General features: G+C 71.8%; 18 protein-coding genes. 11 read left to right on the forward strand and 7 right to left on the reverse strand.

Translation table 11 applies throughout. The features are described from left to right. Window positions 1–2 precede the first annotated feature (2 nt). The gene (locus FH608_RS33195) at window positions 3–2,000 is read right to left on the reverse strand and encodes an ABC transporter substrate-binding protein (RefSeq protein ID WP_139634314.1); all 1,998 of its coding nucleotides are present in this window, start codon (window positions 1,998–2,000) and stop codon (window positions 3–5) included. Window positions 2,001–2,265: 265 nt separating this feature from the next. On the opposite strand from FH608_RS33195, the gene FH608_RS33200 reads away from it, so the two are divergent. From FH608_RS33200 to FH608_RS33225, 6 genes are all read left to right on the forward strand, one after another. Then, window positions 2,266–4,092 (forward strand): DUF2264 domain-containing protein, encoded by a 1,827-nt coding sequence (locus FH608_RS33200; RefSeq protein ID WP_226900119.1) that lies wholly within the window; start codon window positions 2,266–2,268, stop codon window positions 4,090–4,092. A gap of 4 nt (window positions 4,093–4,096) precedes the next feature. After that, entirely contained in the window at window positions 4,097–5,125 is a 1,029-nt protein-coding gene (locus tag FH608_RS33205; RefSeq protein WP_226900120.1) for a LacI family DNA-binding transcriptional regulator, read from the forward strand. Continuing rightward, on the forward strand, window positions 5,122–6,114 hold the full coding sequence (locus tag FH608_RS33210; protein ID WP_226900121.1) for a hydroxyacid dehydrogenase: 993 nt from the start codon (window positions 5,122–5,124) through the stop codon (window positions 6,112–6,114). Before FH608_RS33205 ends, FH608_RS33210 begins: the two co-directional genes overlap by 4 nt. Before the next feature lie 53 nt (window positions 6,115–6,167). Further along, window positions 6,168–6,662 carry a cupin domain-containing protein gene (locus FH608_RS33215; RefSeq protein ID WP_139634317.1) on the forward strand — a complete coding sequence of 165 codons (495 nt, stop codon included), beginning with the start codon at window positions 6,168–6,170 and terminating at the stop codon, window positions 6,660–6,662. Beyond that, entirely contained in the window at window positions 6,662–7,303 is a 642-nt protein-coding gene (locus tag FH608_RS33220; protein ID WP_139634318.1) for an ArsR/SmtB family transcription factor, read from the forward strand. The genes FH608_RS33215 and FH608_RS33220 overlap by 1 nt, the downstream gene beginning before the upstream one ends. A gap of 139 nt (window positions 7,304–7,442) precedes the next feature. Beyond that, the gene (locus FH608_RS33225) at window positions 7,443–10,130 is read left to right on the forward strand and encodes a SpoIIE family protein phosphatase (RefSeq protein ID WP_139634319.1); all 2,688 of its coding nucleotides are present in this window, start codon (window positions 7,443–7,445) and stop codon (window positions 10,128–10,130) included. Window positions 10,131–10,182: 52 nt separating this feature from the next. On the opposite strand, the gene FH608_RS33230 is transcribed toward FH608_RS33225, so the two are convergent. The 3 genes from FH608_RS33230 to FH608_RS33240 form a co-directional block, all read right to left on the reverse strand. Then, window positions 10,183–10,542: a hypothetical protein gene (locus FH608_RS33230; protein WP_139634320.1), complete on the reverse strand. Its 360-nt coding sequence runs from the start codon at window positions 10,540–10,542 to the stop codon at window positions 10,183–10,185. A 66-nt stretch (window positions 10,543–10,608) separates the two neighbouring features. Next, a complete protein-coding gene (locus tag FH608_RS33235; RefSeq protein WP_139634321.1) occupies window positions 10,609–11,640 on the reverse strand; it encodes a LacI family DNA-binding transcriptional regulator in 1,032 nt (343 codons plus the stop codon). Continuing rightward, a complete protein-coding gene (locus FH608_RS33240; protein ID WP_139634322.1) occupies window positions 11,624–14,029 on the reverse strand; it encodes a glycoside hydrolase family 3 N-terminal domain-containing protein in 2,406 nt (801 codons plus the stop codon). The genes FH608_RS33235 and FH608_RS33240 overlap by 17 nt, the downstream gene beginning before the upstream one ends. 293 nt (window positions 14,030–14,322) lie before the next feature. On the opposite strand from FH608_RS33240, the gene FH608_RS33245 reads away from it, so the two are divergent. The 3 genes from FH608_RS33245 to FH608_RS33255 are packed head-to-tail and all read left to right on the forward strand — an operon-like array spanning window position 14,323 to window position 17,508. After that, complete coding sequence (locus FH608_RS33245; protein ID WP_226900122.1) at window positions 14,323–15,684, forward strand: extracellular solute-binding protein; 1,362 nt, start codon at window positions 14,323–14,325, stop codon at window positions 15,682–15,684. Further along, window positions 15,681–16,607, forward strand: a complete 927-nt coding sequence (locus FH608_RS33250; RefSeq protein WP_193318766.1) for a carbohydrate ABC transporter permease — start codon at window positions 15,681–15,683, stop codon at window positions 16,605–16,607. The genes FH608_RS33245 and FH608_RS33250 overlap by 4 nt, the downstream gene beginning before the upstream one ends. 1 nt (window position 16,608) lies before the next feature. Beyond that, entirely contained in the window at window positions 16,609–17,508 is a 900-nt protein-coding gene (locus tag FH608_RS33255; RefSeq protein WP_139634323.1) for a carbohydrate ABC transporter permease, read from the forward strand. Between the two features lie 10 nt (window positions 17,509–17,518). Here FH608_RS33255 and FH608_RS33260 read toward each other — a convergent pair whose 3' ends face one another. From FH608_RS33260 to FH608_RS33270, 3 genes are read right to left on the reverse strand one after another with little or no spacing between them, the layout of a single operon-like run. Further along, entirely contained in the window at window positions 17,519–18,805 is a 1,287-nt protein-coding gene (locus FH608_RS33260; protein ID WP_139634324.1) for an acyltransferase family protein, read from the reverse strand. Window position 18,806: 1 nt separating this feature from the next. Further along, window positions 18,807–19,232, reverse strand: a complete 426-nt coding sequence (locus FH608_RS33265) for a DUF1707 SHOCT-like domain-containing protein (protein WP_139634325.1) — start codon at window positions 19,230–19,232, stop codon at window positions 18,807–18,809. 60 nt (window positions 19,233–19,292) lie between these two features. Next, complete coding sequence (locus tag FH608_RS33270; RefSeq protein ID WP_139634326.1) at window positions 19,293–19,985, reverse strand: phosphotransferase; 693 nt, start codon at window positions 19,983–19,985, stop codon at window positions 19,293–19,295. Between the two features lie 174 nt (window positions 19,986–20,159). Here FH608_RS33270 and FH608_RS33275 point away from each other — a divergent pair, with 174 nt between their 5' ends. Both FH608_RS33275 and FH608_RS33280 read left to right on the forward strand, forming a co-directional pair. Next, window positions 20,160–20,990, forward strand: coding sequence for an ABC transporter ATP-binding protein (locus FH608_RS33275; RefSeq protein WP_226900123.1), 831 nt, complete (start codon window positions 20,160–20,162; stop codon window positions 20,988–20,990). Next, window positions 20,980–21,765 (forward strand): ABC transporter permease, encoded by a 786-nt coding sequence (locus FH608_RS33280; RefSeq protein ID WP_139634328.1) that lies wholly within the window; start codon window positions 20,980–20,982, stop codon window positions 21,763–21,765. The genes FH608_RS33275 and FH608_RS33280 overlap by 11 nt, the downstream gene beginning before the upstream one ends. Window positions 21,766–21,787 lie beyond the last annotated feature (22 nt).

The following is a 21,787-nucleotide window of genomic DNA, read 5'->3' on the forward strand; positions in this document are numbered from 1 at the left end:
GCTCACGCCTCGAAGTACCAGGTCGGCACGTTGGTCGGGCCGGGCGCCAGGTGCAGGAACGCGTCCGGGTAGCTCTTGGCCACGTTGTGCAGCTTGTTGCTGACGATCGCGTAGCCGTCGGTGGGCAGGACCAGGCCGATGGCGTAGAACTGCTCCTTGGCGATGGCCAGGATCTGCCGGAACATGTCCTTGCGCTTGGCCTGGTCCGGCTCGGTCTGCATCTGCCAGTAGAGCTCCATCTGCTTGAGCGTCTCGGCGGGCGGCTTCTGCGCGTCGGGGCTGGAGCCGTGGGTCTGGAAGTAGACGCCCCAGGGGGTAGCGTAGTTGGACTCCTCCCCGTTGGGGAACCACCAGCGGGCCTCCTCGATCTCGACGCGGTAGCCGCCGTCGCCGGCCCAGACGTTCGCGTCGTGCTCGTTGGTCTTGGCCATCTTGCGGTCGTAGAAGAGCGTGCGCTCGATCGGGTTGACCTGCATCTCGACGCCGACGGCCTGCCAGTTCTGGCGGACCAGCTCGGCCGCGTTGGCCCACTCGGGGAAGAGGCTGACCAGGTCGAGGGAGAAGCGCAGCCGCTCGCCGCTCGGCAGCAGGCGGAAGTTCTCGTCGTCCTTCTCGGTCAGCCCGGCCTTGTCGAGGTGCTGGTTGGCCAGGTTCACGTCGTACTGCGTGTACTGCTTGGCCATCTCCTCGTCGAAGAACTCCGAGTTGCGGTGCGGCGCGGCCTGCCACGGCTCGCCCTGGCGCTGGTAGGCGGTGTTGATGATGTTCTGGCGGTCGATGGCGTGGGACAGCCCGATGCGGAAGTCCTTGTTCCTGAAGACCTCGCGCAGCTCCTTGTCCTTGTGGCACAGATTGAGCGAGATGATCATCCGGTTCATCGAGGTCGTCTCGACCGTGGTGAAGTGGTAGCCGCCCTTCTGGCGCCCCTCGGCCAGCACCGGCTTGTTGACGTCGGAGTTGATGTGCCGGGCGTGGAAGTCGAGCTTGCCGTCCACCGCCTGCAGCAGCATCACCTCCGCCTCCTGGATGATCGCGAACTCCAGCTTGTCGATGTACGGGAGCTGCGCGCCGCCGGAGTCGACCTTCCAGTAGTACGGGTTGCGCTCGGCCACCACGCGGTCGCCGGTGTTCAGCGGGTCGGTGACGATCCAGGCGTGCAGGGTCGGCCGCTCGGGGTTGTTCCACCACTTGATGCGGTCTTCCCAGAACGGGGTGAACTCGCCGAACCCCTTCGCCTTCATGTCCTTCTTGAGGTTCTTGTTGTACTTGGGGTGGAAGTCCTTGAGGTAGTGCTTGGGGAAGAACCCGAAGTTGACCGACCACCAGATGGCGCCGCGGCAGCCGTCGATGAAGTCGCCCTTCGGCTTGGGGAAGGTGATCTTGACGGTGAGGTCGTCCACCTTCTCGGCCTTGGCGGGCTCCTGGTCCACGCTCAGCAGCGGGGGAATCCCGGTGGGCGTGACCTCGTCGTTGAAGTAGACGTCCTCGATCGCGAACATCACGTCGTCCGCGGTGAACGGCTCCCCGTCCGACCAGCGCATGCCCTTGCGCAGGTGGAGGGTGTACTCGGTGCCGTCCGCGTTGGCGGTGATCTCCTTCATCGTGCCGGGCATCGTGGTCTTCATCGTGGGGTCCACGCGCAGCATCGGCTCGTACGCGATGAGGCGCTCCAGCCACGGGTCGTCGCCCTCGCCGAGGCAGGCGCCGTGGTAGGTGCCGCCGAAGGCGCCCAGTCCCTCCGGCCCGTCCACCACCAGGCGGTCGGCCGCCTCCGGGAGCCGCTCGGCGAGCGCGGGCAGCTTGCCGGCCTTGACCTGGTCGGCGAGCATCGGCGACTCCAGCGGGCGGTTGGCCGGCGCCGCGCTCTTCGACGCCTGCGTGCCGCCCTGCGACCCGTCGCTGCTGCACGCCGTCAGCGACGTGGTGACGAGGAGAGCGCCGCCGCCGAGCCTGATCAGGTCGCGACGGCTGAGACGGTGCGGATCGATTCGGTAAGCCATGTCGAGACTCCAAGCGGCTGGGGGCGGGATGGTAACCGGTTACCCGACAGGTTGCGCTGAACGTTAAGAGCCGGTTACACGGCCGTCAACCCCCATCTCAAAAGTCGCAATTTCCGGAATGCCGGACTCAGCAGCGCATACGGCTCCGACGACGTCAGAGTTGTTAGCATCTCGTTACGTTGGCCGTACAACGCCCTTGACGGCGGTCGCGAAGCCTGCGTATCTTCGGCGCCGGAAGCCAGGTAACCGATTACTAGGAGGCGTCGTGCGTGCTGACCACCCTCGCGATCACTGGGTGAAGGTGGCCGACGGACTGCTCGACGCCGTCACGCCGTACGCCACCCCCGGCTTCGCCCAGTACCGCCTGCCGGGCCGTACGAGCTGGGCGGGCCCCGAGTCCGACGGCCTGGAGGGCTTCGCCCGCACCTTCCTGATCGCCGCCTTCCGCCTGGCCGGCGACCCGGCCAACGCGCCCGCGACCCTGCTGGAGCGCTACGCCGAGGGGCTGGCGCACGGCACCGACCCCGGCCACGAGCACGCCTGGCCGCCCATCGCCGACGGCCACCAGACGATCGTCGAGGCCGCCTCGATCGCGATCGCGCTGCACGAGACCCGGCCCCTGCTGTTCGACCGGCTCGACCCGGACGTGCGGGAGCGCGTGGTGACCTGGCTGGGCGGGATCGTGGGCAAGCACGCCTGGCCGTGCAACTGGGTGCTGTTCAAGGTGATCGTCGAGCAGTTCCTCGCCGGCGTCGGCGGACCGTACGACCAGGGCGAGATCGACCGGCACCTCGCGGACGTCGAGCGCTGGTACGTCGGCGACGGCTGGTACACCGACGGCGCCGGCCAGAACTACGACTACTACTGCGGCTGGGCGATCCATCTCTACACGCTCTGGTGGGCCAGGATGTCGGGCGCCGACGCCACGGTCTACAAGGAGCGGCTGCGCACCTTCCTCGACGGCTACCGGCACTTCTTCGCCCCCGACGGCGCCCCCATGCACCAGGGGCGCTCGCTCACGTACCGCATGGCGAGCCTGGCCCCGCTCTGGCTCGGCACCCTCTTCGACGCCTCGCCGATCGAGCCGGGCACCACCCGGTTGATGGCGGGCCGCACCCTCGACCACTTCGCCGCGCACGGCGCGCCCGACGAGCGCGGGCTGCTCACGCTGGGCTGGCACCGGCCGTACCTGCCGATGACGCAGGGCTACTCCGGCCCGGCCTCGCCGTACTGGGCGAGCAAGGGGTTCCTGGGCCTGCTGCTCGGCCCCGATCACCCGGTGTGGTCGGCGCCCGCCACGGAGCCGCGCGACGGCGACCTCGCGCTGGCCCTGCCCGCGCCCGGCTGGCTGCTGCACCGGACGGACGGCGTCACCCGCCTGGTCAACCACGGCAGCGACGGCAACGACCCCGACAGCGCCAAGGACGACCCGCACTACACCAAGCTCGGCTACTCCACCCACACCGCGCCCGAGACCGGGCCGGGCGGCCGGGCCGAGAACATCGACAACCACGTCACCGTGCTCCTCCCCGACGGGCGGGCCACCCGGCGCCGCCGCATCGAGCGCATCGGGATCGCCGACGGCTTCGCCGCCTCCCGCTACACGGACGGCGAGGTCGTCGTGGAGAGCGCGTCCGTGCTGGACGGCCCGTGGGAGGTGCGCGTGCACCGCGTCACCGCCCCGGCCGGGAGCGTGGTGCGCGAGGGCGGGCACGCCCTCGCCTCCGGCGAGCCCTGCGACGTCGCCCTGGACGGGCTCACCGCGTCCGTGTCCGCCACGCTGACCAGCGAGATCACCGGGCTGCACGGCTGGCGCACCGCCCAGGCCGCGCTGCGCCAGGACGAGAACGCCTACGGCCCGCACTCCGCCACGCCGTTCCTCGTCGGCACCCACCCGGGCCGTCACGCGATCTTCGTCTCGGCGGTCCGGCTGGACCGCGGCTCCCCCGCGCAGGCGCCCGACATCCGCGTGGAGGGCGATCGGGTCTCGTGGAATGATGCCGCTGGGTCGCGGGTCTCGGTCACCCTGGGCCGCGAGCCCTCCTACGCCCGAAACCGATCCGTGGGGGACCGCGTTGTCTGGACCGGCTAAGCGTGTGACCATCCGCGACGTCGCCAAACACGCCGGGGTCTCGGTGGCGACGGTCTCCCGCACGCTGGCCGGCGACTACCCGGTGCAGCCGAGCACCAGACACAAGGTGCTGCGTGCCGTACGCGAGCTCGACTACGTGCCCAACGCCCAGGCCAGGGCGCTGTCGGTGGCCTCGCCCGGGGCCGTGGCCATCGTCGTCGGCTCGGTGGACATGCCCTACTACGCCTACATCGCGCAGGGCGTCGAGGAGCAGGCCGCGGCGGAGAGGCGGCTCTGCCTCATCTGCACCACCGGCGGCGACAAGGAGCGCGAGCTCACCATCGTCCAGATGATGCGGGAGCAGCGCGCCGAGGCGGTGATCCTGGTGGGCAGCGTGGTCGTGGACGACGACTACCGCGAGCGCATGACGCGCTACGCCCACGGGCTCGACTCATCGGGCTCGCGCCTGGTGCTCTGCGGGCGGCCGCCGCTCGGCGAGGGGGTGCCGGCGCTCACGGTGGGGTTCGACAACACCGGCGGCGCCCACGCGGTCACCGCCCACTTGCTGTCGGCCGGGCACCGGCGCATCCTCTACCTCGGGCTGCGCCCCGGCCACAGCACGTCCGACAGCCGGGTGGCGGGCTACCGCTCCGCGCTCGACGACCACGGGATCCCCCGCGACCCGGCGCTCGAGGTGCCCTGCGGCTTCGACCGGAGCAGCGGTTACGCGGCGATGAAGCAGCGGCTCGCCGCCGGTCACGACGACTTCACCGCGGTCTTCGCCGCCACCGACGTGATCGCGGCCGGGGCCGTGCAGGCGATCCACGAGCACGGGCTGAGCGTCCCCGACGACGTCTCCGTGGTCGGCTACGACGACGTCCCCCCGGCCGAGGACATCGGGCTGACCACCGTGCACCTGCCGCACGCCGAGCTGGGCCGGGCCGCCGTGCGCCTGGCGCTGTCCGGCAAGGACCCGCTGGTCGAGCCGCCGCTCACGCTCGGCACCCACATCGTGGTCAGGCAGTCGGTGCGGCGCCTGCGGAGCGCCCCGTGAGGGCCGCGTTCGCGATGCAGCGCGGGCTGTTCTCCGAGGTCTTCCCCGACGACGTGCGCGGCCGGCTGGCCGGGCTGGTCGACGCCCCCGACGCCGTGCTCCCCCATCTCGGCGGCACGCTGGCCGACGTGGACGTGCTGATCACCGGGTGGGGCTGCCCCCGCATCGACGCGGCCGTGCTCGACCGCGCCCCCAGGCTGCGGGCCATCGCGCACGCCGCCGGCAGCGTCAAGGGGCACATCACCCCCGAGGTGTTCGAGCGGGGCATCCTCGTGTCGTCGGCCGCCGCCGCCAACGCCGTCCCCGTGGCCGACTACACGATCTCGATGCTGGTCCTGGCCGCCAAGTCGGTGCCGCGCCGGGTGCGCGGATACGCCTCCGGCGGCTGGCCCGACGGCCCGCGCCCCGGGGTGCCGTCCCCGGGCGAGCGCGCCGGGCTGGGCGACGCGACCGTGGGCGTCATCGGCGCCTCGCGGGTCGGGCGGCTGGTGATCGAGCGGCTCCGCGCGTACGGGGTGACGCCGCTGCTCAGCGACCCCTACCTGGACGAGCACGAGGCGCGCGCCCTCGGCTGCGAGCCGGTCGAGCTCGACGAGCTGTGCCGCCGCTCCGGGCTGGTGAGCGTGCACGCCCCCGCCCTGCCCGAGACGTACCGGCTGCTGGACAAGCGGCGGCTCGGGCTGCTGCCGGACGGCGCCACGCTGATCAACACGGCTCGCGGCCAGATCGTCGACACCGACGCGCTCACCGACGAGTGCGTGTCCGGCCGGCTCAACGCGATTCTCGACGTCACCGACCCCGAGCCGCTGCCGGCCGGCCATCCCCTGCTGGGCGCGCCGGGCGTCTGGGTGACCCCGCACGTCAGCGGCGCGCGGGGCAGGGAGCTGCGCGCGCTGGGCGAATACGCGGTGGGCGAGGTGGAGCGGTTCGTCACGGGCCGGCCGCTGCGCGGGGAGGTGCGCTTCGCCGATCTGCCCAGGATCGCGTGATCGGGCGCGCCGGAGTATTCTAAGATTCCTTAGAATCCTAGAAGGAGGCGGCGATGTCCTACCCCGAGGCCCGCTATCTGAAGGAGACCGGCGAGCACAGCGGCGTCCTGCGCACGGCGGACGCTCCCCCCGACCTGTCGATGGCGAGGGGCGGCACGCAGGTGCGCTACCTCGCCACCGGCGGCCTCACGAACGGCGCCTTCGGCCTGTACCGATGGGAGATGGGCCCGAAGCCGTCCGGCCCCGGCGCGCACTTCCACCGCACGATGACCGAGTCGTTCTACGTGCTGTCCGGCACCATCCGCCTGTTCAACGGCGAGAAGTGGGCCGACGGCAGGCCCGGCGACTTCCTATACGTGCCCGAGGGCGGCGTGCACGCCTTCCGCAACGAGTCCGGCGAGCCCGCCACGATGCTCATCCTCTTCACGCCGGGCGCGCCCCGCGAGGCGTACTTCGAGGAGCTGGCCGACATCGCCCAGACCGGCCGGGAGCTCACCGCCGAGGAGTGGACGGAGCTCTACCTGCGCCACGACCAGTACATGGTCTGATGTCCGACTTTCCAGAGGAGCCGATCTACGAGCAGCTGGCCCGCGTCGGCAAGGCGCTGGCCAGCCCGGTGCGGCTGCGCCTGCTCGACGTGCTCGACCAGCGCGAGCGCACGGTCGAGGAGCTGGCGCAGGCGGCAGGCGTCCCGCTCAAGAACACCTCGGCCCAGCTCCAGCAGCTGCGCGCCGCCCACCTGGTGACCGGCAGGAAGGAGGGCGCCCGGGTCTACTACCGGGTGGCCGACGAGCGGGTCTCGCGATTCCTGGCGGAGCTGCGCGGGTTCGCCCACGACCGGCTCGCCGACCTGCGCGACGCCGTACGCGCGCGGCTCGGGTCCCTGGAAGGGGTGACCGCCGGCGAGCTGGCCGCCCGGCTGGCCGACCCCGGCACGGTGGTCGTGGACGTGCGGCCGGTCACGGACTTCGCGGCCGGCCACGTGCCGGGCGCGATCTCGCTCCCCCTGGCCGAGCTGCGCGAGCGCCTGGACGAGCTGCCGCGCCAGGCGCGGATCGTGGCGTACTGCGGCGGGCCGTACTGCGCGGTGTCCTCTCAGGCCGTGCGGCTGCTGGGCGAGCACGGCTACGACGCGCGCACCCTCGACGGCGGCTACCTCGGGTGGCGCCACCGGCCCGCCGGAGAATGAGCGTCTTTCGGTCACGGCGCGAGGGGAGAAGGACTCGGGTGTGGGGTAGCTAAAACTCGGTACATACATCTCATGTGTGCATACACCTCCCATATCGACAGCGCGGATGCCTCCCGGAGGGGCGGAAGTTGGGAGAGGGATGGGCGAACAGCGTGCGGAAGGCCCGCGTGACAAGGGGACGGCCCGGTCCTCCGAGGAGCGCGAGCGCCTGCTGACGCTGGTGGGCGAGGACCTGTGGGGGATCGAGCTCCTGCGGTTCGCGACCCAGCAGGCGGTGGCCGAGCTCAACGGGCTGGGCGGCATGGCCCACCTCGGCAGTCCCGGCCGGGGCGGCGGGCTGCGCCTCGCCGTGGCCACCGGGCTGCCCCCGGCGTACGCGCACGCGTGGGACCGCCTCGACGGCGACGACCTGCTCGCCCCGGCGCGCGCCTTCCACGAGGGCACGTTCGTACGGGCGCCGCTGCCGGAGACGGACGGCACCGGCACCGGCGGCTCCCAGTCCTGGCCGGTCGGCAGGGCGATGGTGGCGGTGCCCCTGCTCACCCCCGGCGGGCCGATCGGGGCGCTGTCGGTCGTGACGGCCTCCTCTCGCGAGCCGCCGCCCCGGCGGCGGGCCTTCCTCGAGACGCTGGGCCGCTGGGCCGGCGAGCGCCTGAACAAGGCCTCGGAGCCGCCTGACGCGATGCACGCGACCCCGCAGGAGCAGCCCACCAGCGCGCGCATGGGGCAGGACCTGCAGGCGGTCGGCACGTGGGACTGGAACATCGGCACCGGCGACGTCGTCTGGAACGACGCGATGTTCGCCGTGTTCGGCATCGACCCGGACGACTTCGACGGGCGGATCGAGACCTGGACCGGCCTCGTCCACCCCGACGACCTGCCGTGGGTGCTGGCCGATCTTGACCAGGCGGTCCGCGCGGGGCGGATGTACAGCACCGAGTACCGGGTGTGCCGCCCGGACGGGGCACTGCGGTGGGTCCGGGCACGCGGCCGGGTGCTCCCCGAGAAGTACGGCGGGCCGACCCGCATGATCGGCACGATGTGGGACGTCAGCAGGACCCACGAGGTGCTGGAGACCGTCACCGCGCCGCCGGCCACCCCGGCCGAGCGCGCCGCCGTGGAGCGGGCCGAGGCGGAGCGGACGCGCCGCGTCAGGGAGCTGACCCAGGCGCTGGCCGAGGCGGTCAGCGTGCAGGACGTCGTGGACGCGTCCAACCACCACGTCCTGCCGGCGTTCGGCGCCGCCGGCCTGATGCTCTCCTACATGGAGGGCGACCACCTGCGGCCCGTCGGGCACGCCGGATACTCCAAGGACTTCATCAACCGGATCACCCCGCTGCCCACCACGGGAAACTACGCGATCGCCGAGGTCCTCCACGACCGCACCCCGCTGTTTATCAACTCGGCCGAGGAGTACATGGAGCGCTACCCCACGACGGCCGACCTCCCGGCGGCGGGAGGCAAGGGCGCGTGGGCCTTCCTGCCGCTGATCGCCTCCGGGCGGCTGGTGGGCGCCTGCGTCGTCTCCTTCGCCGAGCCGCACCTGTTCTCCGGCGAGGAGCGCAACCTGCTCACCGCGCTCAGCGGCCTGATCGCCCAGGCCATGGAACGGGCCCGCCTGTACGACCGGGAGCACACGCGCTCCCAGGAACTGCAGCGCGGGCTGCTGCCGCACGTCCTGCCCGTGCTGCCCGCGGTCACCACCGCCGCGCGCTACGTGCCCGCCGCCCAGGACATGGAGGTGGGCGGCGACTGGTACGACGTCATCCCCATGTCGGCGGACCGGGTCGCCCTCGTCGTCGGAGACGTCATGGGGCACGGCGTGGACGAGGCGGTCACCATGGCCCGCCTGCGCACCGCGGTGCGCACCCTCACCGACCTGGAGCTGTCCCCCGACGATCTGCTCTCCCACCTCAACGGCCTGGTCAGCGACCTCGGCGACGACTTCTACGCCACCTGCCTCTACCTCGTCTACGACGCCACCACCCGCTCCTGCACCCTGACCCGCGCCGGCCATCCCCCGCCCGCCGTCGTCCTCCCCGACGGCACCGTGTACTTCCCCGACATCGGCCCCAACTCGCCCCTCGGCGCCGCCACCCCGCCCTTCGACACCCTGACGATGGAGCTGCCCGAGGGCAGCCTGCTGGTGCTCTACACCGACGGCCTGGTCGAGTCCTCCACCTTCGACATCGACCAGGGCATGACCATCCTGGCCGAGGCCCTTCAGGGCGCGAAGTCAGGAGCCCTGCCCGGAACGCCCTGCCCCCATCAAGGAGAGGACGCGGCGGGCTCGCACTGCACCGAGTGCCTCCAGGCCCTCTGCGACAGCCTCACCACCCTGCCGCCCCTCCGGCAGGGGCCCACCGACGACGCCGCGGTGCTGATCGCCCACACCCACGCGCTGCCGAGCGAGGACATGGCCTCCTGGGAGCTTCCGGAACACCCCAAGGCCGCGGGCGAGGCCCGTGACCACGTCCGCGCCCAGCTCGACGCCTGGGGGCTCGACGACCTCTCGATGACCACCGAACTGCTGGCCAGCGAGCTGGTCACCAACGTCATCCGGCACGCGAAGGGCCCCATCTGGCTGCGCCTGCTCCGCAGCGACGTGCTCACCTGCGAGGTCTCGGACGGCAGCCTCACCACACCGCGCATCCGCCGCGCCACCGAGACCGACGAGGGAGGGCGCGGGCTGCAACTGGTCGCCTCGATCGCCCACCGCTGGGGCACCCGCTACACCGACACCGGCAAGTGCATCTGGACCGAGCAGCCCCTGACACCGCCGTCCTTCGACGCGATGACCCAGAGCGACCTGATGCTGCGCGTCTGAGACGCCCCGGGACCCGGGGTGTCGCCGGGCACGCCACGGGCGCCATCAGGCGTCATCGGGCGGCGAGCCACCGCCAGCGCGGCAGCTCCAGCACCACCGTGACGGCGGCCAGCACGGTCACCAGCGCGGCGGCGACCACGTGCCACGCCACCCACGCCGCCACCACCGCGGCCACCAGCTGCACCGCGACCAGCACGATCGTCACCGCTCCGGGCACCGCGACGATCACGTTGCGCTTGTCACCGGGGGTGGAGAACACCGTCGGCAACCCGATCAGCACCACGACCGACAGCACGGCCAGCGGCACGGAGTGCGGGGCGAGGGCCCAGGGGGTCGCGACCCAGGCGACCAGCTCGGTGGCGAACCGGAACGCGGACGCGGCGCGGTCGTCCGGCCGGGGGGTGGAGGGCATGCGGGTAACGTATCGCCCGGCGCGCGGCCCCGGCGCGGTGGGTGCCACCCGGTGGACCGCCCGGGCTCAGTGCTCCGCGCAGCGCACGTCCGCCGTGGACGAGCGGACGATCAGCTCGGTGGCCAGCTCCACGTGGTGGGAGTCGATCTTCTCGCCGGCCGCCAGGCGCAGCGCCGTACGCAGGGCCACGCCGCCCATCTCGCGCAGCGGCTGCCGCACGGTGGTCAGCGGCGGCGAGGCCATGCGGGCGATCTGGGTGTCGTCGAAGCCGACGATGCTCAGGTCCTCGGGGATGCGCAGGCCCCGCGCCCTGGCCGCCTCCATGACGCCCAGCGCGCTCTCGTCGCAGCCGACGAAGATGGCCGTCGGCGGCTCGGGCAGGGCGAGCATGGCCGCGCCGTGCTCCAGGCCGTCCTGGTAGCGGAAGTGCCCGAACCGCATGTACTCGCGCGGCACGTGCACCCCCTCGGACTCCATCGCGGCGCGGTAGCCGTGCAGCCGGGCCTGGTTGCAGGTGGCGGTGGCGGGCCCGCCGATGTAGGCGATGCGCCGGTGCCCCAGGGCCAGCAGGTGCTGGGTGGCGGCCAGCCCGCCCGCGAAGTTGGTGGAGCCGATGCTGGTCACCTGGCGGTGCGGCAGGTTGAGCGGGTCTATCACGACCAGCGGCATCTGGACGCGGGACAGCGCGGTCAGCTGCCTGGTGGTCAGCTCCCAGCACGTGACCCAGATGAGCGCCCGGCGCCCGGAGGCGACGAGCTCGCGGGCCCACATCGCCGGGTGGTCGATGCTCTTCCTGACGCTGACGACGACCCCGACGCCGAGCTCGGCCCCGGCCGCGACCACGCCCTGGAAGATCTCGGTGGAGTAGCCGTTGAGGTCGTTGTCGAACTGCACCTCGACCGTGTCCGTCGCGACGGCCTCGCCGCGGCGCGGCGACGACGCGATGTAGTCGTGCTCCCGCAGCAGCGACTCCACGAGGGACCGGGTGGCCGGCGCGACGTCGCTGCGGCCGTTGAGCACCTTGGACACGGTCGCCACCGACACGCCTGCGGAGGCCGCGACCGTGGCCAGCGTGGCGCGCCTAGGACTGACCGGCATCGCTTCCCTCCCGCTGCTCGACCGACACGGGGGTGACGAGGCGGCGGTCATGGCCGACGACCCTGATCGGGCCGGTCAACCGTACCGTACCCCGGCAGGGCAGATCGGCCGCCGACGTTCCGACGAGGACCTCGACCTCCCCTGGCTCCACGATGCGCCTCAGATCGCGTCCGGTGAAGGCCGTCCTGTCGGCGTGCACGAGGAAGGTCACGCGGGCCCGCGCCCCCGGCTCCAAGAAGACTCTGGCGAACCCGGCCAGCTGCCGGACCGCGCGGGTGACCTGGGCGGTGACGTCGTGCAGGTAGAGCTGGACGACCTCCTCGCCGGCCCGCCCGCCGGTGTTGCGCACGGTGGCGGTCACCGAGAACTCGCCGTCGGTCGGCACCTCCGCGTCGCTGATCCGCAGGTCGCCCACCTCGAACGTGGTGTAGGAGGCGCCGTGGCCGAACGGGAACAGCGGCGTCGGGTCGAGGTTGCTGATGCCCTCGCTGTTGGCGCCCAGCGGCGGCTGCAGGTACGTGCCCGGCTGCCCGCCGTGCCCGCGCGGGATCTGCACCGGCAGCTTGCCCGAGGGCTGCACCCGGCCGGACAGGACGCCGGCGATCGCCCCGCCGCCCTCCTCCCCCGGCATGAACGCCTGGACGAGCGCGGCGGCGCCGGCGTGGGCCGTGCCCAGCGCGTACGGGCGGCCGGAGACCACGACCACGACGACCGGGGTGCCCGTGGCGGACAGCTCGGCCAGCAGGTCCTCCTGCACCCCGGGCAGCCGCAGGTCGTCGGCGTCGCAGCCCTCGCCCGAGGTCCCGTGGCCGAACAGCCCGGCCAGGTCGCCCACGGCCACCACGCACACGTCGGCCCCGCGCGCCGCCTCGGCCGCGGCGCCGAACCCGGAGCGGTCCTCGCCCTGCACCTCGCAGCCGCGCTCGTACACGATCTCGGCGCCGGGCAGCTCGGCCCGCAGCGCGTCGAGGAGGCTGGGCGCCTCGATGCCGAGCCCGAGCCCGGGGTGGCGGGGCAGCACGTGGTTGGGGAAGGCGTAGCAGCCCATGAAGGTACGGGGGTCGTCGGCGCACGGCCCGACGAGCGCGACGCGCCGGAGCCCGGGGTTCAGCGGCAGCGCCTCGCCGGCGTCGAGCAGGATGACCGACTTCTCGGCCAGCTCGCGCGCCAGCGCCCGGTTGTCCGGCGAGTCGAGGTCCACGGCGGCGGCCCCGGACACGGACCGCTCCGGCGTCCAGTCGGGGTCGAGCAGTCCGAGCTCGACCTTCTGCGTGAGCAGGCGGCGCACCGCCCGGTCGATCAGCGACTCGGGCAGCTCGCCGGCGCGCACCCGTCCGGCCAGGTGGCGGCCGAAGCCGAGCGTGTCGGGCAGCTCGACGTCGATGCCCGCGGACAGCGCCAGCACGCCGGCCTCGTCGGTGCCGGCGGCGACGCGGTGCATGGTGGCCAGGAACGGGACCGCCCAGTAGTCGGACACGACCGTGCCGGTGAAGCCCCACTCCTCGCGCAGCACCTCGGTCAGCAGCCAGGGGTCCGCGCCGGCGGGCACGCCGTCCACGTCGGAGTAGGAGTTCATGACCGAGCGGGCCCCGCCGACCGCGATGGCCGTCTCGAACGTCGGGAGGATCATGTCCATCAGCTCGCGCCGCCCCATCGGGACGGGGCCGTGGTTGCGGGCCGCCCGCGAGGCCGAGTAGCCGGCGAAGTGCTTGAGCGTGGCGATGACGCCCGCGCCCTCCAGGCCGCGCACGTAGGCGGAGCCGAGCATGGAGACGAGGTACGGGTCCTCGCCGATCGTCTCCTCGACCCGTCCCCACCGGTAGTCGCGCACCACGTCGAGCACCGGCGACAGGCCCTGGTGCACGCCCACGGCCCGCATGTCGCGCCCGATCGCGGCGGCCATCCGCTCCACCAGCCCGGGGTCGAACGTGGCCCCCCACGCGATGGCCGCGGGGTAGACCGTCGCCCCGTACGTCGTGAACCCGGTCAGGCACTCCTCGTGCACGATGGCCGGGATGCCGAGCCTCGACCGCTCGACCACCGCCCGCTGCAACCTGACCACCTCGGCGGCGCCCTGCTCGGCGGTGACGGGACCGCTGCCGTGCACCCTGGTCAGGTGGCCGAGGCCGTACTCGATCGCCTCGTCGAGGGGGACCGTGCCGGAGGCCGCGAACACGTCCTGCATGGGGGCGACGTTCAGCGTGTCGGCGTCCTGCGGCTGCTCGTGCTGCATGTCGTTGCCGACCCAGCGGCTGCCGAGCTGGCCGATCTTCTCCTCCAGCGTCATCGCCGCGAGGAGGGCGTCGACCCGGTCGGCCACGGGGAGGCTCTGGTCCTGCCATGGACGGCGAACACCGTCCACCGCGGGCGTCCGATCAACAGCCGTCATCTGCGGAGCTCCTTCATGGCGATGACCACAGGGGGTTTCGAAATATTTCGATGTCGTTGCGTGACCTGCCCGAGACCCGCTACCGACACCGGACGACCAGGCTGGACACCGCGCCTGAGTACTTTACACAGGCCTTCCGGAAATGGGGAGATTCCCCGTACCCGAGAGTCTTGACAGGTACATGGGCGAAACCTAAATTGGCGAGCCACGCGGCATGTCGCAAATGTTTCGACAAGTTCACTTAAGACGAGTTCGCGCGGCCCATCCCCCGGCGTTCAAGTACGGAGATCAGCGTGGAGACCAGGACAACCTCTCGCCGTACATTCCTCACCCTCTCCATGGGCCTGCCCCTGGGAGCCGCCCTGGCCGCCTGCGGCAGCTCGGGGCCCACCCAGACGGGGGCCGGTGGTGGCGGCGGCACCGGTGGCACCGGCGGCGGCGCCGGCAAGGCCACCTACTGGTACCTCACGGGCCAGCCGAACGAAGGCGTGCGCACCCGCGCGGTCGAGCGCTTCAACAAGGCCAACCCGAACGGCCAGCTCGCGACGACGACCTTCCAGAACGACGCGTTCAAGGCGAAGATCAAGACCGCGATCGGCGCCGGCGAGGCGCCCACCATCATCTGGGGCTGGGGCGGCGGCGGCCTGCGCAGCTACGTGCAGGCGGGCCAGGTCGACGACCTCACCTCGTGGTTCGACGAGAACGCGGCCTACAAGGACCGCCTCTTCCCGTCCTCCTTCGGGGCGGCCACGGTCGACGGCAAGATCTACGCGGTGCCCGTCGAGACGGTCACGCCGATCGTCCTCTACTACAACAAGAAGATCTTCGACAAGGTCGGCGCGCAGGCCCCGCAGGAGTGGGGCGACATCATGGACCTCGTCAAGAAGTTCAACGCCGCCGGCATCGCGCCGTTCTCGCTCGGCGGGCAGTCCCGCTGGACCAACATGATGTGGCTGGAGTTCCTCTTCGACCGCATCGGCGGCACCGAGGTGTTCCAGGCCATCTACGACGGCGAGAAGGACGCCTGGAACAACCCGGCCTCCATCGACGCCCTGACCAAGATGCAGGAGCTGATCAAGGCCAACGGCTTCGTCAAGGGCTTCTCGACGATCACCGCCGACTCCAACGCCGACCAGGCGCTGCTCTACACCGGCAAGGCCGCGATGATGCTGCACGGCGGCTGGACGTACGGGTCGATGAAGACCGACGGCGGCGACTTCGTGACCGGCGGCAACCTCGGCTACATGAACTTCCCGCCGGTGGCCGGCGGCAAGGGCGACCCCAGCAACACCGTGGGCAACCCGGCCCAGTACATGTCGATCTCCTCCAAGGCCACCGCCGAGGAGAAGGAGATCGCCAAGAAGTTCCTCCTCACCGAGATGAACGCCGACGCCCAGTCCAAGGACTGGGTCGGCATCACCCAGGTGCCGATCGTCAAGGGCATCGACGCGCAGTTCGGCACCGGCGAGGACGCGCCCTGGCAGAAGTTCGTCTACGACACCGCCGCCAACGCCAAGTCCTTCCAGCAGTCCTGGGACCAGGCGCTCAGCCCGACCGCGGCCGAGGTGCTGCTCGACAACATCGCCAAGCTCTTCCAGCTGTCGGTCACGCCGCAGCAGTTCGCCAAGAACCTCAACGAGGTCATCGGCAAGTGACCGTCCCCCCGATCCCCGCCAGGGGCAGCGCGTCCGTGGCCGCCACACCGGGCGGCCAGGGGCGCGGCCTGTCCTGGCTGGCCGTGCCGGCCCTGCTGTTCTTCGTCGCGTTCGCCGTGATACCGCTCTTCGGTGTCTTCGCCCTCAGCTTCACCACCTGGGACGGGCTCGGCGAGATCCGCCTCAGCGGTCTCGACAGCTGGAAGGCCGTGCTCAGCGACCCGGGGCTGCCGCACGCGCTGTGGGTGACGTTCCTCGTCATCGCCCTGTCGTGGGCGGTGCAGACGCCCGCGAGCCTCCTGCTCGGCACGTTCCTCGCCGGGTTCCAGCGCTATCGCGCGGTGCTCGCGGTGCTGTACTTCATCCCGCTGCTGCTGAGCTCCGCGGCCATCGCGATCACCTTCAAGGCGCTGCTCGACCCGAACTTCGGGCTCGGCGCCGGCCTCGGCATCCCGATCCTCGTGCAGGACTGGCTCGGCCGCCCGGTGCTCGCCTTCGGCGTCGTGATCTTCGTGGTTTCGTGGCAGTTCATCCCGTTCCACTCGCTGCTCTACCAGGGTGGCGTGCGCCAGATCCCGCGCTCGATGTACGAGGCCGCGGAGCTGGACGGGGCCGGCCGGATCCGCATGTTCTTCAGCATCACCCTGCCCCAGCTCAAGTACACGATCATCACGTCGTCGACCCTCATGGTCGTGGGCTCGCTGGTCTTCTTCGACCTGATCTTCGTGCTCACCGCCGGTGGCCCGGGAGACGCCACCCGGGTGCTCGCCGTGGAGATGTACAAGCGGGGATTCATGGCCAACCTGATGGGGCCGGCCAGCGCGATCGCGGTCATCCTCGTCCTCGTGGGCCTGGCGCTGGCGCTGCTGCTGCGCAGGCTCGGCGGCCGGGACCAGACCCACAGCCAGCTGGAAGGGGCCTGACATGGCGACGATTACCGCGAAGGACTCTTCGCGGGCCGCGGCCAAGCACGCCGGCCGGCGCCGCCCCAGGGGCAAGGGCGTGAACCGCCGGCCCAACTGGGTGGCCGGGACGATGTCGGTGGTCTGGCTGGTCATCGTGGTCGTGCCGATCTACTGGATCGTCATCACGAGCTTCAAGTCGCAGAGCAACTACTACGCCGAGAACCCGCTCGTGCCGCCGGCCGAGCCCACGATGGCCAACTACCAGCTGGTCATCGAGTCGGACTTCATCCGCTACTTCTTCAACAGCGTGGTCGTCACGATCGGCGCGGTGGTGCCGGCCGTGACGGTGTCGTTCATGGCGGCGTACGCGATCGTCCGCAGCTCGCGGGGCCGGTTCCTGCGCTCCACGAACTCGCTCTTCCTCATGGGCCTGGCCATCCCGACCCAGGCGACGATCATCCCGGTCTACCTGATCATCATCAAGCTGAGCCTGTACGACTCGCTGCTGGCGCTGATCCTGCCGTCGATCGCCTTCGCGATCCCGCTGTCGGTGCTGGTGCTGTCGAACTTCATCAGGGACGTGCCCAAGGAGCTGTTCGAGTCGATGCGGCTCGACGGCGCCAGCGAGTGGGGCACGCTCTGGCACCTGGCGCTGCCGCTGACCAGGCCGGCCGTGGTGACCGTGACGATCTACAACGCGCTGACGATCTGGAACGGCTTCCTGCTGCCGCTCATCCTCACGCAGAGCCCCGAGCAGCGCACGCTGCCGCTCGCGCTGTGGAGCTTCCAGGGCCAGTACAGCATCAACGTGCCCGCGGTGCTCGCCTCCGTCGTGCTGACCGCGGTGCCCATCCTGGTCCTGTACGTGGTGGGCCGCCGCCAGCTGCTGGCCGGCCTGACCGCCGGGTTCGGCAAGTGACCCTCCCGGGTCAGGGCCTGGGGCGCATGCCGAGGAGGAAGCGGGTCACCCTGGTGCGGCGCACCAGGAAGTGGTAGGTGGTCGCGATCACGGCGAGGGAGATCGCGACGATCGCGACGTACTTGACGGCGATCGGCGCGTCCCACCGGACCACGAGGAAGGCGACCGCGACCACGATCGGCTGGTGCAGGACGTAGAGGGGCAGCACGGCCTCGCCGAGGTAGGCCCGCCAGCGGGACGGCTCCCCGGCGGGCCGGCGCGGCTCCCGCCGGGGGCCGGGCGGCTCGGGCGGGGCGCCGGGCAGGTCGGCGGGCGGGCCGGCGGGCCCGCGCCGAGCGCGGCGCGGGCGGTCGAGGACGCCGAGGATGGACGTCAGCCAGCACCAGCCGGCGGCCCCGTACAGGAGACGGCCGGTCATCGCGAGCGGCGTCAGCTCCGTGAAGGCCCCGTCGCCGGCCGACAGCATCACCGGCACGCCGACCAGGAAGAGCACCGCGCCGGCCACCACGACCAGCGGGGTGTCGCGGCGGAGCGCCGCCCTGAAGCGCGGGTCGGTGGTGAAGACGAAGCCGAGCAGGAAGAAGATCAGGTACGCCCAGCGGTGCCACCCGGCGTACTCCTGCTCCAGCCCCGCCAGCGCGCAGAACGCCCCGAGCAGCAGGGCGGGCAGGAGCGTGCTGCCGCGCCGGCGCAGCGCGTACGCGGCGGCGCGGTCCCCGAGCCGTTCCGCCATGGCGCGCGTCCTGGCCGAGGAGCGCACCCAGTGCGTGACGGGGGCCAGCATCAGGCAGAACGTCAGCAGCATCACGAGGAACCACAGGTGCCCGGTCTCGAAGTACTCCCCTTCGAGGAAGAACGGGAAGTTGTGCAGCTCGACGTGCACGTGGAAGAAGCGGGACAGGAACTCCGGGTACGACAGCTGCTGGGCGGGGTCGGAGCGCACCCGTAACCACTGGGGCACCGGCACGATGGCGACCGTCGCGACGACCAGCGGCACGCCCAGCCGGCGCAGGCGTTCGGCGACGAACCCGGCGGTGCCCCGGCGGCGCAGGGAGTGCCAGGCGCCGAGGCCCGCGACGAAGAAGAGCATCGGCATCGCCCACAGCACGCCGAGGGCGGCGAGCACGACGGTGATGTCGGCGGTCTCGGCGTTGCGCACGTAGAAGTCGTCCTGGGCGTCGAACACCAGCGCCGAGTGGAAGAACACCAGCCCGACGACCATCAGGATGCGCAGCGAGTCCAGATCCGTGCGGCGTTCCGCGTCCCTGGCGGGCTTCTGGACGGATGGCAGAGCCATGTCAGGGTCCTTCCGCGGTCGCCGCCCGCCTCCTGGCGACGGTGACGGTCGTCACCACGGCGAGGATGAGCGCGGGCGGGAACAGGTCCTTGGGCCAGAAGTCCACCGGGCAGGGGTCGGACGCGCTCACCGCCGCCCAGACCGCGATGTTGACGCCGAGGAGGGCGACCCATCCGGTCCAGAGCACCTTCAGCCAGCGGGGCAGCCCGCGCGGGACGGGAGCGGGGGCCGGGCTCGGGCGGTGCGGCGCGGGCAGGTCGGCGACCAGTTCGACGAGCTCGCCGCGGGTCACCGACCGGTAGGCGCGGCCCACGCGGTCGTCGAACTCGCCGAAGTCGAGGCAGCCCTCCTCGACGGCCAGCCGCAGCCGTTCGGCGGTGGCCTCGCGGTCGGTGTCGGATGCCCGTACGTCGCGATGCTGGTCCATGTCGATCTCCCGGCGCCGGTGTCCCGGCAGTCAGTGTCCCGGCGGTCAGTCTCCTGGCGGTCAGCCGCCCGTCGTGGGGCCGGTGAGGAGCTCGGGTGCCTCCCCGGCGAGGAACCGGTCGATGCGCCCCTGCTCCTCCGCCGTGATGTTCCGGTCGGCGCGGCGGCGGCCGGCGACGTGCGGCAGGTACGGCCGCGCCCGCGCGGTGTCCGCTTCGTCCAGGAACGCCGCGAGCAGCCCGGCCCGCGCCCGCTCGACCGGCGGCTCGACGGGCACGGTGGCCAGGACCAGCCAGGTGCAGGCGACGTCGGCGCCCGCCGCGCCCCGTGCCGCGTTCGCCCAGTCGATCACCCGCGGCCCGTCGCCGGTCAGCAGCACGTTGGCGGGGTGCAGGTCGAGGTGGAGCAGCCGGTTGCCGGGGCAGCCGGCGGCGGCCTGGAGCCAGCCGGGCGCACGCACGGCGGCCAGCTCGCGGAGGAGCGAGGCCAGCAGCCGGCCGTGTTCCGGCGCCCGTCCGGGGTCGCGGATCACGTCGTCCATGAGGCTCGGGCCGTCCACGCGCTCCATGAGGATGTCGGCGCCGTCGGCGTCGAAGATCTCGGGGGCGGGGAAGCCGTGGCGGAATGCGTGCCGCATGACGGCGGCCTCCCGCTCCAGGCTGCGGCCGTCGCGGGCACGCCGGACGATCCTGCCTGCTCCGGCCTCGAAGATCTGGCAGTCGTATCCGGAGGCGATCAACGACCCAACCTGCATATCGGTCAGATTAGGCAGTAAACACGGAGGGTGAAATATCAGGCCGCTGGCCGGTATTTCCGGCAACTAGCTGCCACCCGTCGCCCCCTTATTTCGCGTGCTCATCCGGCCAAGATGTCTTTAACCGTACTCGCCCGCCTATTCCATTAAATATAGGGAGGTGACACGTTGCTGGTGGCAACCGATCTCGTCAAGCGGTACGGCACGGTCCAGGCCCTCGACGGATTCACTCTGAGCGTGGCGCCCGGTGAGATCGTCGGGCTCCTCGGCCACAACGGCGCCGGGAAGACGACCTTCGTGGAGATCGTCTCCAACCTGGTCCGCCCGGACGGCGGACGGGTGAGCATCGACGGCAAGCCCCCTTCGGCCGCCCGCGGCGAGGTCGGCGTGGCGCCCCAGCACATCGCGCTGTACCCCTCGGCCACCGTGCGCGAGCACCTGGAGCTGTACGGCAGGCTCGCCGGCCTGCGGCGCGCGGCGCTCCGCGCGGCCATGGAGGAGCTCTCGGTCGTCCTGCGGCTCACCGAGCTCCTGGACAGGAGGGCCGGCAAGCTCTCCGGCGGGCAGCAGCGCCGTACGCAGGCCGCCAGCGCGCTCGTGCACCGGCCCGCGCTGCTGCTGCTCGACGAGCCCACGGCGGGAGCCGACCTGGAGACCCGGCAGGCCATGCTGGACGTGGTCAAGCAGCGCGCGGGCGAGGGCGCGGCCGTCGTCTACACCACCCACTACCTGCCCGAGCTGACCGAGCTCCAGGCCACGATCGCGGTCGCGCGCGACGGCCGGATCATCGCCAGGGGCGCCTGCGACGACCTGCTGCAGGGCCTGCCGGGCGAGGTGCGGGTGACGCTGGACGACCAGGAGGAGATCGCGCTGTCCACCTCCGACCCGGCCACCACCCTGATCGACCTGCTCCGCCGGGTGGACCGTCCGGTCACCGCGGTGGACGTGCGCAACCCGTCCCTGGACGACCTCTACCGATCCCTGGCGGTCCACGATGCTTCTTGACCCCGCGCCGCGCGGGCTCGGCGTGCTCGACGCCGTCTACCGGATCTCCGCGCTGGCCAGGCACAACCTGATCATCCGGTTACGCGACCCCGGGCAGATCATCAGCTACGTCGTCATGCCGATGGTGCTCATGCTGGTGCTCAAACCCCTGTACGTGCGGGCGATGGACGGCGGCGCCACCCAGATCGCCACCGGCCTGATGGTGATGTTCTCGGTGTTCGCCATCTCCATGGCGGGCAACTCGATCCTGTCGGAGCGCACCTGGCGCACCTGGGACCGCCTGCGGACCAGCAGGGCGCCGGCGCCGGAGCTGCTCATCGGCAAGACGCTGCCGCTGTTCGTGGTGATGGTCGCGCAGCAGTCGATCCTGCTGGTGTACGGCTGCCTGGCCATCGGGCTGCCCGTGCCGCCGTCGCCGCTCCTGGTGCTGGCGGCCATCGTGATCTGGGCGTTCGCGCTGCTGTCGATCGGCGCGGCGCTGGCCACCCTGGTACGCAGCCACGGCGAGCTCAGCGTGATCTCCGACGTGGGCGCGCTCACCCTCAGCTCCCTGGGCGGCGCGCTGGTGCCGCTGAGCATCATGCCCGACTGGGCGCAGGCGGCCGCGCACATCTCCCCCGGCTACTACGCGCTGGAGATGATGCAGGCCGCCGTCCGCGCGGACGTGGCGGGGGTCGTGCCGCCCGCCGCCGTGCTGCTGGCGCTCGGCCTGCTGGCCGGCGTGTTCGCCGCCCGCCGCCTGGCGCGCGGCTGGGGCAGGGGCGGGCTGCTGTGAGAGCAACCTCAGTGAAGAAGGG

The sequence above is a fragment of the Nonomuraea phyllanthi genome, assembly GCF_006334985.2.
Classification (GTDB): domain Bacteria; phylum Actinomycetota; class Actinomycetes; order Streptosporangiales; family Streptosporangiaceae; genus Nonomuraea; species Nonomuraea phyllanthi.